The sequence below is a fragment of the Methylorubrum sp. Q1 genome (assembly GCF_004683995.1).
GTDB lineage: Bacteria > Pseudomonadota > Alphaproteobacteria > Rhizobiales > Beijerinckiaceae > Methylobacterium.
The window spans coordinates 49,184-61,783 of the sequence record NZ_SRHQ01000011.1; the positions used below are offsets into that span (position 1 = coordinate 49,184).

The window sequence follows — 12,600 nt, forward strand, 5'->3', positions numbered from 1 at the left end:
CGCCATGCCCGAGACCGCACAGACTTCCGGTTCCGTCGTCCAGACCGGCGGCGTTGCCTTCGCCAACCATCTGCCGCTGGCGCTGATCGCCGGCCCCTGCCAGCTCGAAGGGCGAACCCATGCCCTCGAGATCGCTGCCGCTCTCAAGGAGATGGCGGCCAAGCTCGGCATCGGCCTCGTGTTCAAGTCGTCCTTCGACAAGGCCAACCGGACCTCCGGCCGCACCGCCCGGGGCGTCGGCCTCGACGAGGCGCTTCCGGTCTTCGCCGAGATCCGCGAGAGTCTCGGGCTTCCCGTGCTCACCGACGTGCACGAGGCCGAGCACTGTGCGCGGGCGGCGCAAGCCGTCGACATCCTGCAGATTCCGGCCTTCCTCTGTCGCCAGACCGACCTCTTGCTCGCCGCCGCCGCCACCGGGCGGGCGGTCAACGTCAAGAAGGGCCAGTTCCTCGCGCCCTGGGACATGGCCCATGTCGCGGCCAAGGTGACGGAGGCCGGCAACCCCAACGTCATCGTCACCGAGCGCGGCGCCTCCTTCGGCTACAACACACTCGTCTCCGACATGCGCTCGCTGCCGATCATGGCCCGCGTCACCGGCGGCGCACCGGTGGTGTTCGACGCGACGCACTCGGTGCAGCAGCCGGGCGGGCAGGGCGCCACCTCCGGCGGGCAGAGGGAGTTCGTCGCGGTGCTCGCCCGCGCCGCGGTGGCGGTCGGCGTGGCGGGCGTGTTCATCGAGACCCATCCCGATCCCGACCGCGCGCCCTCCGACGGGCCGAACATGGTGGCGCTGGCCGACTTGCCCGCTTTGATCGAGACGCTCATGGCGTTCGACCGTCTCGCCAAGGCGTAGGCCGGCGTGGACGCACCGGCTTCAGATTTCATTCAGGCGACTTGGGCGATATTCGGCTGCAATCGAGAACAACGCGGCTCCGCGTGAGACTTCGACCCTGATCGGACCGCGCGGGAACTTCCGGCAAAGCTCGGGTGTTTGACCGCCAAGACGCTTCTGGATTGGAAAGGACGCTATGCGTAAGCTTGCCCTTGTGACCGCCGCCCTGATCTCCGTCGGCACGCTCACCGCCACATCCGCCGATGCGCGCCCCTACGGCCGCGGCTACGGCCACCATCACGGTCATTATCATGGCGGCGGCTACGGCCCGCGCGCCTATTACGGCGGTCGCCGCCGCGGCATCGGCACCGGCGCGGCCGTGGGCCTCGGTATTGCGGGTCTCGCAGCCGGCGCGATCGCCGCCGGCGCGGCGCGCGACGCCTACGCCCGCGACAGCTACTACGGCCGTCCGGCCTACGGCGGCGGCTATTACGACTACGGCTACTGAGGCTGGAGCCTTCTCTGACGTGAACAGGCGGCCGGGCAACCGGCCGCCTTTTTCATGCCCAGCGACGCCTGAGATCCGTTGAGAATCCGCGGCAAACGAGAATCGGAAGACACGCTAGGATTGCACCCCCGAAGCCGATGCGACATGCTACCGCATCGCAACAGTTTAGGGGGAATCATGCCTGTCATCGCAGCCGTCGTCGGGGCGTTCATGACCGGGCTGACGTACTACTTCATCTACGGCAACGGGATGGCGCAGCTCGACCACTTCCTCGGCGACCGACGCAACGCGAAGCTGCGAGCGAAGAGCGAGGCCGCCTTCCGAGCCGCGCCGCTGCGTGCGATTCGCGATCCGGCCGACGCGGCAGGCGTGCTGATGATGCTCGTGGCCCTCGCCCGCGGCACCCCGACCCCGGAGCAGGAGGCGGCCATCGAGGCCGAGATGCGCACAATCACCGCGCCCGACGACGACCACGGGACGCGCATGGCCTATATCCGTCACGCCGCGTCCCAGGCCGCCGACGCCAACACGGCCGTCGATCACCTCGCGCCGCTTCTGCGGGACAAGCTCACCGCCTCCGAGCGCGATGATCTGGAGCGGATGCTGGAAGCCGTCGCCGTCATCCATGGAGGGCCGATCGAGGCACAGGAGCGCTTCATCGCGCGCACCGTCCGCGTGCTGGCCGAGCAGCACTGACGGCCCAGGCGCGGTCGCTCAGCCCCGGCCGCGATAGGGCGCGACCCCCTGGTCCGGCAGCCAGACGGATTTCAGGGGCTCACCCGTTTGCCAGAACACGTCGATCGGAATGCCGCCGCGCGGATACCAGTAGCCGCCGATGCGCAGCCAACGCGGTTCGAGCCGTTCGACGAGCCGCCGCCCGATGCTGACGGTGCAATCCTCGTGGAAGGCGCCGTGGTTGCGGAAGGCGCCGAGGTAGAGCTTCAGCGATTTCGATTCCACGAGCCAGCGATCCGGCACGTAGTCGATGACGAGCGTCGCGAAATCCGGCTGGCCCGTCACCGGGCAGAGCGAGGTGAATTCCGGCGCGGTGAAGCGGGCGAGGTAATCGGTGTCGGCGTGAGGGTTGGGCACGCGGTCGAGTTGCGCGGCCTCGGGCGAGGCCGGCAGCGACGTCTGCTGTCCGAGTTGCTTGGCGTGGGTCTCGATCGAATCCATAGGGGCCTATACCCGGCAACTCCCGTTGCGCCTATGGCGCCGGGAGAATGCCAGGGATTCTCCCCGATCAACCGAGCCGGACCAGAGGCCGCTCCCAGGCGCTGTGCCGCCCAAAAAAATTATGGCGCCGGACGGATTTTGTGAAAGCTGTTTGACCCTTGGAGCCGGCCGGGTGCTTGCCCGTATCCCGAGGTTGGCGGATAAGCCCGCAACGCAGAGCGTCGCAGGACGCGCGGGCCTCGAACGGCATCCGCGAGACGACCCCGCCGCGACGCGCCGCCAAGGAGCGCTCATGACCGCGATCACCAATATCGCCGCCCGCGAAATTCTCGACAGCCGTGGCAACCCCACCGTCGAGGTCGATGTCCTTCTGGAGGACGGCTCCTTCGGTCGCGCCGCGGTCCCCTCCGGCGCCTCCACCGGCGCCCACGAGGCGGTCGAGCTGCGGGACGGCGACAAGAGCCGCTACAACGGCAAGGGCGTGCTCAAGGCCATCGATGCGGTACAGAGCGAAATCCTCGACGCGATCGGCGGCATGGATGCCGAGGATCAGGTCGCCGTCGACGAGGCGATGATCGCGCTCGACGGCACCCCCAACAAGGCGCGGCTCGGCGCCAACGCCATCCTCGGGGTCTCGCTCGCGGTCGCCAAGGCGGCAGCCGAGACCGCCGGCCTGCCGCTCTACCGCTATGTCGGCGGCGTGCAGGGCCGGGTGCTCCCGGTGCCGATGATGAACATCGTCAACGGCGGGGCCCACGCCGACAACCCGATCGACTTCCAGGAATTCATGGTGATGCCCGTCGGCGCCACCTCGCTCTCCGACGCGGTGCGGATGGGCGCCGAGATTTTCCATACCCTCAAGAGCGCCCTGAAGAAGGCCGGACACAACACGAATGTCGGCGACGAGGGCGGCTTCGCCCCGAACCTGCCGTCGGCCGAGGCCGCGCTCGATTTCGTCATGGAATCGATCAATGCCGCCGGGTTCAAGCCCGGCAGCGACGTGGTGCTGGCGCTCGACTGCGCCGCGACCGAGTTCTTCAAGGACGGCGCCTACCGCTACGAGGGCGAGGGCCAGACCCGCTCCATCGAAGCCCAGGTCGATTACCTCGCCAAGCTGACCGAGGCCTATCCGATTCTCTCCATCGAGGACGGCATGTCCGAGGATGATTGGGAGGGCTGGAAGCTCCTCACCGACCGGATCGGCAGCCGCGTGCAGCTCGTCGGCGACGACCTGTTCGTCACCAATGTCGAGCGTCTCGCCCGCGGCATCGAGACGGGGACCGGCAACTCGATTCTCGTGAAGGTCAACCAGATCGGCTCGCTCACCGAGACCCTGGCCGCCGTCGATATGGCCCAGCGCGCCGGCTACACCGCGGTGATGTCGCACCGCTCCGGCGAGACCGAGGATTCGACGATCGCCGACCTCGCGGTCGCGACGAATTGCGGGCAGATCAAGACCGGCTCGCTCGCCCGTTCGGACAGACTGGCCAAGTACAACCAGCTCATCCGCATCGAGGAGGGCCTCGGCGCCCAGGCACTCTATGCCGGCCGCAGCGCGATCCGCCAGCTCGCCGGGCGCTGATCGCACCTGACGGATCGACGCGCGGCAGGCCGGAAGGGGCGGCCGCGCGTTTTCGTATCTGGGGACCAAGGGCGCGCGATCGCGCCGCGCGGAAACGCTTTCTTCACCTTGTTCGGGCGAAGCTCCTGACTGCCATGGTCATTCGTCGCCGCGTCCGCGCCATCGTCGTTCCCGCCGTCCTCTGGACGGTCTCGGCTCTCGTCGTGGGCTACTTCGTGCATCAGGCCGAGAGCGGTAGCCGCGGCCTCGAAGCCAAACGGCTCCTGAAGGTCGAGGCCTACGGGCTCACGCAGGAGTTGAACGCCGCCAAGGCCGAGCGGGCGACCTGGGAGCACCGCGTCTCCCTGCTCCGGAGTGAACAGATCGACCGCGATCTTCTGGAAGAGCGGGCCCGGGTCGTGCTCGGCCGCGTCCATGCCAATGACCTCGTCATCATCGGCCCATAAATTTTTATTTCAGCAACACTAAACTCGATAAATATTCATTTTCACTGTCCTTGCGATTTATCCACCGGTACAACCGTGACGGTAACAGCATTTGAAGGCTGTCAGCCCGCCACTCGATTTCCGTAATTCGCTGCCCTAGAACCCTCTCCAACAACGCGATTGCGGGAGGACACCGATGGGTGCGGGCAGCGAGGCGGGGAAACCTGCGGCGGAAACAGACGCGCCGCAACATCGGCCGGCACCGAATATTCCGCAGTTCACGAAGGACGAAGACCTTCACGCTTACCGTGAGATGCTGAGTATCCGTCGCTTCGAGGAGAAGGCGGGCCAGCTCTACGGCATGGGCCTGATCGGCGGCTTCTGCCACCTCTATATCGGCCAGGAAGCGGTCGTCGTCGGCATGCAGATGGCCGGCGAGGACGGGGACCAGAACATCACCGGCTATCGCGACCACGGCCACATGCTCGCCTGCGGCATGGACCCCAAGGGCGTGATGGCCGAGTTGACCGGACGCCGCGGAGGCTATTCCCGCGGCAAGGGCGGCTCGATGCACATGTTCAGCCGCGAGAAGCAGTTCTTCGGCGGCCACGGCATCGTCGGCGCGCAGGTCGCGCTCGGCACCGGCCTCGCCTTCGCCGACGCCTATCTCAAGAACGGCAAGGTCAGCTTCACCTATATGGGCGACGGCGCGGCCAACCAGGGCCAGGTCTACGAGAGCTTCAACATGGCGGCTCTTTGGAAGCTGCCGGTCGTCTACGTGATCGAGAACAACCGCTACGCCATGGGCACGTCGGTGGCCCGCGCCTCCGCCCAGACGGACTTCTCCAAGCGCGGCCTCTCGTTCGGCATCCCCGGCGAGCAGGTGGACGGCATGGACGTACGGACGGTTCGCGAGGCCGCTTCGCGTGCCATCAACCACGCCCGTTCGGGCGAGGGCCCCTACATCCTCGAGATGCAGACCTACCGCTATCGCGGCCACTCGATGTCCGATCCGGCCAAGTACCGGACCAAGGACGAGGTCTCGAAGATGCGCGACGAGCACGATCCGATCGAGATGGTGCGCAAGCGCCTGCTCGAGGCGCACGGCGTGCCCGAGGCGGAGCTGAAGAGCATCGACGCCAAGGTCCGCGAGGTCGTCAACGAGTCGGCGGATTTCGCGACCCACGATCCCGAGCCCGATCCGTCGGAACTCTGGACCGACATCCTTCTCGAAGCCCGCGCCTGAATGTGTCCCTGACACGCCCCCGAGCCGTCTCGGCCCGGGGGCTCTAAGCGACGCCTTCGACAAAAATACACGCCCGACCGTCGACGCACCCGGATCGATAGAGCAGCGCATATGGCGACCGACATCCTGATGCCCGCCCTCTCTCCGACCATGGAGGAGGGAAAGCTCGCCAAATGGCTGAAAAAGGAGGGCGATCCGGTCAAGGCCGGCGACATCCTGGCCGAGATCGAAACCGATAAGGCGACGATGGAGGTCGAGGCGATCGACGAGGGTGTCCTCGCCAAGATCCTCGTTGCGGACGGCACCGAGAACGTCGCCGTCAACACGCCGATCGCCATCATCGCCGAAGAGGGCGAGGACGTGGCAGCGGCGGCCGCGAGCGGCGGCAAGGGCAAGCCCGACGGGGCCTCCGGCGGTTCGCCCGCTCCGACCCCCGATATGCAGGCCGAGGGCATGGCCGACACCTCGGCCGCCACCGCCAAGACCGGTGACGACGCGCAGAAGGCTCCGGCCTCGCCCGCCATCATCACCAACAAGGCGCCGGACCCGGTGATGGAGGAGTTCCCGGCCGACTCGCCGATGAAGACCACGACCGTGCGCGAAGCCCTGCGCGACGCCATGGCCGAGGAGATGCGCAAGGACGACAAGGTCCTGGTGATGGGTGAGGAGGTCGCCGAGTACCAGGGCGCCTACAAGATCACGCAAGGCTTGCTTCAGGAATTCGGCGCGCGCCGCGTGGTCGATACCCCGATCACCGAGCACGGCTTTGCAGGCATCGGCGTCGGTGCGGCCTTTATGGGCCTCAAGCCCATCGTCGAGTTCATGACCTTCAACTTCGCCATGCAGGCGATCGATCACATCATCAACTCGGCGGCCAAGACGCTCTACATGTCCGGCGGCCAGCTCGGTTGCCCGATCGTGTTCCGCGGCCCCAACGGCGCGGCTGCCCGCGTCGGTGCCCAGCACAGCCACGACTACGCCGCGTGGTACTCGAACGTACCGGGCCTCAAGGTGATCGCGCCCTACACCGCCTCCGACGCCAAGGGCCTGCTCAAGGCGGCGATCCGCGACCCCAACCCGGTGATCTTCCTCGAGAATGAGATTCTCTACGGCCAGTCGTTCCCGGTGCCGGAGATCGAGGATTTCGTCCTGCCGATCGGCAAGGCGCGCATCCACCGCCCCGGCAAGGACGTCACCATCGTTTCCTTCTCGATCGGCATGACCTACGCGCTCAAGGCGGCCCAGGCGCTGGCCGAGGAAGGCATCGAGGCGGAGGTGATCGATCTTCGCACGATCCGCCCGATGGACAGTGCCACGGTGGTCGAATCGGTCAAGAAGACCGGCCGCTGCGTCTGCGTGGAAGAGGGCTTCCCGCAATCGGGCGTCGGCGCCGAGATCGTCGCCCGCCTGATGGTCGATGCCTTCGACTATCTCGATGCGCCCGTCCTGCGGGTCACCGGCAAGGACGTCCCGATGCCCTACGCCGCCAATCTCGAGAAGCTCGCCCTGCCCAGCGTGGCGGACGTCATCGAGGCGGTCAAGGCCGTGTGCTACAGGTAGATCTGTAATGGGCAATGGTCACACACGCATAGCCGGCCGTCTATCAAGCGCCTTTAGCTGTATGGTTTTGGTCTTGGGATGTTTAGCCAACCTCAGCAATTCGGCCTTTTCTGCGGAAGAATCACCATCCTGCGCGAGCGATCTAAAAAGCACCGAACAGAAGCGCGAACCGCTCGTCAGCTCCGTATCAGAGATTCTGAAGATGCCCCTCAGTAGGAGGATTCAGCTTTTTGATCGAGCTGTGCACATCGCAAATCCGAATGCCTGCCGCATTCAGAATGTTGTCAATGCAGAGATTGGGACCCGCAGCGGCTTTTGGAATCTCAGTTGCGGCGAGCCACGGCTGCCACCCGACTATGCAGTCATGATACTGGGAACGTCACGGCAGAAGTTGCGGGTTCTCTGTTGCGGGCCGCGTCAGCCGGTAGGCTTCACATGCGCAACCATTTTGGAGTGAGAAGCGACCGTAGGCCAATGACGGACAATTTCGAAGCTCTCAACATCCCGCCGGACGCCCTGGAACAGGGCGGGATCGAGATCGTGCGCGCTTCGATCGTCGATGGCGCCGTGAGCGTGGCGCTGCGGCGCGCCTTCGACGACCCAGCAACCTGGGGCCGCCTGCTCATCGACCTCGCGCGGCAGGCCGCCCGCGCCTACGCGATGGAAACGGACACCTCGGAGGAAGAAGCCTTCGAGCGCATCCGTGCCGGGTGGGAGGCGGAAAGCCTCGATCCCAACAACGCCCTCAACTGAACCTTCCTCTCAAGGCCGCTCGGGAACGATACGATGCCGATCAACGTCCTGATGCCCGCGCTCTCCCCGACCATGGAGAAGGGCAACCTCGCCAAGTGGCTCAAGAAGGAGGGCGACGCCATCAAGTCCGGCGACGTCATCGCCGAGATCGAGACCGACAAGGCCACCATGGAGGTCGAGGCGGTCGATGAGGGCGTGCTCGCCAAGATCCTCGTGGCCGAAGGCACCGCCGACGTTCCGGTCAATGAACTGATCGCGTTGATCGCCGAAGAGGGCGAGGATCCGGGCAGTGTCCAGGCCCCCAAGGGCGGCGCTGAGGCGAAGACCGCCCCCGTCGAGCCGAAGGGCACGCCCGACCAGAACGCCGCGCCCGACGGCGCCCACGCCTCCTACGCGCGCGTCGATCAAGCGCCCGAAGGGGCCAAGCCGAGCGGCGCCGCGCAGTCGGCAGGCTCCGGCGACCGCGTCTTCGCCTCGCCGCTCGCGCGCCGCATCGCCAAGCAGGAGGGCGTCGATCTCTCGGCGGTGAAGGGCTCGGGTCCGCATGGCCGCGTGATCCAGCGCGACGTGCAGGCGGCGATCGAAGGCGGCACGGCGAAAGCCGGTGCGGCGGCCAATCCCGAGGCCAAAAGCGCCCCCGCGCCCGAGAAACCCGCGCCGAAGGCGGCCTCCGGCGGCGCACCGGCCGGGCTCAGCCTCGATCAGGTCAGGGGCTTCTACGAGAAGGGCAGCTTCGAGGAAGTGCCGCTCGACGGTATGCGCAAGACCATCGCCAAGCGCCTCACCGAGGCGATGCAGGTCGCGCCGCACTTCTACCTCACCGTCGATTGCGAACTCGATGCGCTGATGAAGCTGCGCGAGACGCTCAACGGCTCGGCCGGCAAGGACAAGGACGGCAAGCCGCTGTTCAAGCTCTCGGTCAACGACTTCGTCATCAAGGCGATGGGCCTCGCGCTCACCCGCGTTCCCGCCGCCAACGCCGTCTGGGCGGAAGACCGTATCCTGCGCTTCAAGCACGCCGAGGTCGGCGTCGCGGTGGCGATCGATGGCGGCCTGTTCACCCCGGTGATCCGCAAGGCCGACCAGAAGACGCTCTCCGCCATCTCCAATGAGATGAAGGATTTCGCAGGCCGCGCGCGCGCCAAGAAGCTGAAGCCGGAAGAGTACCAGGGCGGCGTCACCTCGGTGTCGAACCTCGGCATGTTCGGCATCAAGCACTTCACGGCGGTGATCAACCCCCCGCAATCGAGCATCCTCGCGGTCGGCGCAGGTGAGAAGCGCGTCGTCGTGAAGGATGGGCAGCCGACCGTTGCCCAGGTGATGACGGCGACCCTCTCCTGCGACCACCGCGTCCTCGACGGCGCGCTCGGCGCCGAGCTGATCGCGGCCTTCAAGGGGCTGATCGAGAACCCGATGGGGATGCTCGTCTAAGGGCCGTCAACGCGCACCTTCGCCCACGGTGCGGAGCTGGGCGGGAAGGCGAATCGGCTCGAGCCGGCCGCTCTCGTGATCCCGTCCGTCACCGCCGGCCAAGCCGCCCGATCCTCATTCTCACCCCCTCCCCACAAGCGGGAGGGGAGCAGGAGGCCTTGATGTCCGAAACCTATGACGTCCTCATCATCGGCGCGGGGCCCGGCGGCTACGTGACCGCAATCCGCTCGGCACAGCTCGGTTTCAAGACCGCCGTGATCGACCGCGAGCATCTCGGCGGCATCTGCCTGAACTGGGGCTGCATTCCCACCAAGGCCCTGCTGCGCTCGGCCGAGATCTACCACTACATGCAGCACGCCTCCGATTACGGTCTCTCCGCCAAGGAGGTCAGCTTCGACGCGGCGGCGATCGTCAAGCGCTCACGCGGGGTGTCGGGCCGGCTCAACGGCGGCGTCGGCATGCTGCTCAAGAAGAACAAGGTCGATGTGATCTGGGGCGAGGCCTCGATCGACTCGGCGGCCAAGGGCAACGAGCCGGGTAAGGTCACGGTCAAGGAGACGAAGCGCGCCGAGCCGCCGAAGGGCGCCAAGGGTGCGGGCACCTACGCGGCCAAGCACATCATTGTCGCGACCGGCGCCCGCCCGCGCGTACTGCCCGGCATCGAGCCCGACAAGAAGCAGATCTGGACCTATTACGAGGCGATGGTCCCGGAGAAAATGCCCAAGAGCCTGCTGGTGATGGGCTCCGGCGCGATCGGCATCGAGTTCGCGTCGTTCTACCGCACGATGGGCGCCGACGTGACGGTCATCGAGCTGTTGCCGCAGATCCTTCCGGTGGAGGATGCGGAGATCGCCGGTCTCGCCCGCAAGCGTTTCGAGAAGCAGGGCATCAAGATCCTCACCAGCGCCAAGGTGACGAAGGTTGAGAAGGGCGCCGACTCGGTCACCGCCACGGTCGAGGACGACAAGGGCAAGACGCAGCAGCTCACCGCAGAGAAGTTGATCTCGGCCGTCGGCGTCGTCGGCAATATCGAGAATCTGGGTCTTGAGAAGGTCGGGGTGAAGATCGAGCGCGGTGTCGTCGTGACCGACGGGCTCGGACGCACCAACGTGCCGGGCGTCTACGCCATCGGCGATGTGGCCGGCCCGCCGATGCTTGCCCATAAGGCCGAGCACGAGGGTGTCATCTGCATCGAGACCATCAAGGGCCTGCATACCCATGCGATGGACAAGGCCAAGATTCCGGGCTGCACCTATTGCCATCCGCAGATCGCCAGCGTCGGCGTCACCGAGGGGAAGGCGAAGGAGCTTGGTCTCTCGATCAAGGTCGGCCGCTTCCCCTTCGCGGGCAACGGCAAGGCGATCGCGCTCGGCGAGCCGGACGGTCTCATCAAGACGATCTTCGACGCCAAGACCGGACAGTTGCTCGGCGCCCACATGATCGGTGCCGAAGTCACCGAGCTGATCCAGGGCTACGTCGTCGCGATGACCCTGGAATCGACCGAGGAAGAGCTGATGCACACGGTCTTCCCGCATCCGACGCTCTCCGAGATGATGCACGAGAGCGTGCTCGATGCGTATGGTCGCGTGATCCACACCTGACCCGGAGCGATCGCTCCCTGCGAAGTTAGGAGTGCCTCACGAAGCCCCCGGTCCCCGACCGTTCTCGTTCTGGCGATGACAGCGCGGCGGGAGTATTGTGAGGGACAACTAAAAACGTCGATGGGTGTGCAGGATCGGGCTCGTTGCCCCGGCCCTGCGCGCCCACTTTGTTTTCCACGCGCCTCCACGCTCGTTCGACTCCGCGGCGTGCCGTGCCGGCGCAAAGAATTTCCCGGTGGAATTCGGTAAGGATGCCGGATGAATCTGTTCGTTTGAACTTCTGGAGTCGAGGCGTGCCGTATACCAGCGTTGGTGCGCCCTTGATGCGGAAGCTCACCCCTTCATGATCCTACGAGTTCTTCTGATCGGCCTCGGGCTCGGAGCTATCTACGCTGCGCTGACGTCGCTGCGCGTCCACCTCTACGTCACTCTTCTGCTTCTGTTTTTGAGTGCAGGGCCGTTGAGCTACCTCGTCTTCCGGGAAGAGCACGAATAGGCGTCGCTAGGCACTTCGGAGCCCCTTCGATCGGCAAAGGGCGTGTTCGCTTCGGCGGACACGCCCTTTTTGCATGGATCGGACAGTGTGGTGAGAGCGCATTCCGCCGAAATGGCTGCCGGTTCGTCGAAAGAATGCGCGTCATAATCAAAGACCGAGAGACGTTGGCTTGGTGTCATCAGGTCGGATACGGCTCTCCGTCAGCGCGGGCCGCCGCCGCGGCGCATGGCGATCTCCTGACCTTCCTGATTCACCGCGCCCGAGGGGGCGTTCCGCTCGTTGGGGACCGGATTCATGCCCTCGTTTGCGGTCCGCGAGGACGGTCGGCCGTCGGCCGGGTTTCCGGCCGCGCGTTTCAGAGCGAGGGCACGCCGGGCCCCGGAGACCGTCCGGCCGCGGGCATCGGCGTTGCGGCGGCGCTCATGCTCCTTGCTGACGCGCTTCACGGCCGCGGCGAGCAAGGCCGCCTTCTCGCGGGTGCCGGAGTTGTCGGAGGCCCGATTTGCTCCGGATGGGGCGGCCTTGCCACGCAGCTCGCGCCTTTGGCGGCGAGACACATCGCGAGCGCGGTCGCGCCGTTCGCGGAGCAGGCGGATCAAATCGGGCAGTGCCTTATCATCTTCCGCATCCAACTCGGGGTGATGCGAGCGCTTCACCAACTCGGTCTCACCGGCATCTAGCAGCCGCTCCTCACGGCGTCGCGATACGGACATGGTTACTCCCGGTTCCTACAGGTTGCCTGCGACATGAGCGGCCCAGCGCGAGGCGCCGACGCTCGAACGCCAACACCTCCGTTCCGCGAAGGTTGCCTCGGTCGGCACTCGAGGATCGCGTCGGCGCCATCTCGGCGTCCCTGCCACGCCCCCCGCTTCGCCGTCGCGCCGGGTGCGGTGGGCCGGCAGCGTCGATTCCGTAGGGCTCGCAACGCGCGGCGCCACGGGGAAACCCGGGCACCCGGGCGGCGTTGAGGTTGCACATCCATACGAAAGC

Annotated in this window: 13 protein-coding genes; 11 read left to right on the forward strand and 2 right to left on the reverse strand. The window is 66.3% G+C overall.

The genetic code is table 11. The features are described 5' to 3' along the window. Positions 1-4 precede the first annotated feature (4 nt). From kdsA to E4V01_RS12330, 3 genes are all read left to right on the forward strand, one after another. On the forward strand, positions 5-853 hold the full coding sequence (kdsA, locus tag E4V01_RS12320) for a 3-deoxy-8-phosphooctulonate synthase (protein WP_060770202.1): 849 nt from the start codon (positions 5-7) through the stop codon (positions 851-853). A 175-nt stretch (positions 854-1,028) separates the two neighbouring features. Next, positions 1,029-1,340, forward strand: coding sequence for a hypothetical protein (locus tag E4V01_RS12325; RefSeq protein WP_060770203.1), 312 nt, complete (start codon positions 1,029-1,031; stop codon positions 1,338-1,340). A gap of 177 nt (positions 1,341-1,517) precedes the next feature. Next, on the forward strand, positions 1,518-2,036 hold the full coding sequence (locus E4V01_RS12330) for a hypothetical protein (RefSeq protein ID WP_135298531.1): 519 nt from the start codon (positions 1,518-1,520) through the stop codon (positions 2,034-2,036). A gap of 18 nt (positions 2,037-2,054) precedes the next feature. Here the strand turns inward: E4V01_RS12330 and queF are convergent, their stop codons facing one another. After that, complete coding sequence (gene queF, locus E4V01_RS12335; protein WP_135298532.1) at positions 2,055-2,516, reverse strand: preQ(1) synthase; 462 nt, start codon at positions 2,514-2,516, stop codon at positions 2,055-2,057. 292 nt (positions 2,517-2,808) lie between these two features. Between queF and eno the strand changes: the two genes are divergently transcribed. The 8 genes from eno to E4V01_RS25685 all read left to right on the forward strand — a co-directional run bounded on the left by eno (position 2,809) and on the right by E4V01_RS25685 (position 11,610). Beyond that, the gene (eno, locus tag E4V01_RS12340) at positions 2,809-4,098 is read left to right on the forward strand and encodes a phosphopyruvate hydratase (RefSeq protein WP_060770206.1); all 1,290 of its coding nucleotides are present in this window, start codon (positions 2,809-2,811) and stop codon (positions 4,096-4,098) included. 134 nt (positions 4,099-4,232) lie between these two features. After that, positions 4,233-4,544, forward strand: coding sequence for a septum formation initiator family protein (locus tag E4V01_RS12345; protein ID WP_060770207.1), 312 nt, complete (start codon positions 4,233-4,235; stop codon positions 4,542-4,544). 175 nt (positions 4,545-4,719) lie between these two features. Further along, positions 4,720-5,769, forward strand: coding sequence for a pyruvate dehydrogenase (acetyl-transferring) E1 component subunit alpha (pdhA, locus tag E4V01_RS12350; protein ID WP_060770208.1), 1,050 nt, complete (start codon positions 4,720-4,722; stop codon positions 5,767-5,769). Between the two features lie 111 nt (positions 5,770-5,880). Beyond that, on the forward strand, positions 5,881-7,329 hold the full coding sequence (locus E4V01_RS12355; protein ID WP_135298533.1) for a pyruvate dehydrogenase complex E1 component subunit beta: 1,449 nt from the start codon (positions 5,881-5,883) through the stop codon (positions 7,327-7,329). A 474-nt stretch (positions 7,330-7,803) separates the two neighbouring features. Then, the gene (locus E4V01_RS12360) at positions 7,804-8,082 is read left to right on the forward strand and encodes a DUF5076 domain-containing protein (RefSeq protein WP_135298534.1); all 279 of its coding nucleotides are present in this window, start codon (positions 7,804-7,806) and stop codon (positions 8,080-8,082) included. 33 nt (positions 8,083-8,115) lie between these two features. Next, positions 8,116-9,513 (forward strand): pyruvate dehydrogenase complex dihydrolipoamide acetyltransferase, encoded by a 1,398-nt coding sequence (locus E4V01_RS12365; protein WP_135298535.1) that lies wholly within the window; start codon positions 8,116-8,118, stop codon positions 9,511-9,513. 161 nt (positions 9,514-9,674) lie between these two features. Next, positions 9,675-11,114, forward strand: a complete 1,440-nt coding sequence (gene lpdA / locus E4V01_RS12370; protein WP_135298536.1) for a dihydrolipoyl dehydrogenase — start codon at positions 9,675-9,677, stop codon at positions 11,112-11,114. A 343-nt stretch (positions 11,115-11,457) separates the two neighbouring features. Further along, the gene (locus E4V01_RS25685) at positions 11,458-11,610 is read left to right on the forward strand and encodes a hypothetical protein (RefSeq protein WP_193763197.1); all 153 of its coding nucleotides are present in this window, start codon (positions 11,458-11,460) and stop codon (positions 11,608-11,610) included. Positions 11,611-11,810: 200 nt separating this feature from the next. On the opposite strand, the gene E4V01_RS12375 is transcribed toward E4V01_RS25685, so the two are convergent. Then, the gene (locus E4V01_RS12375; protein ID WP_135298537.1) at positions 11,811-12,323 is read right to left on the reverse strand and encodes a hypothetical protein; all 513 of its coding nucleotides are present in this window, start codon (positions 12,321-12,323) and stop codon (positions 11,811-11,813) included. Positions 12,324-12,600: the final 277 nt, after the last annotated feature.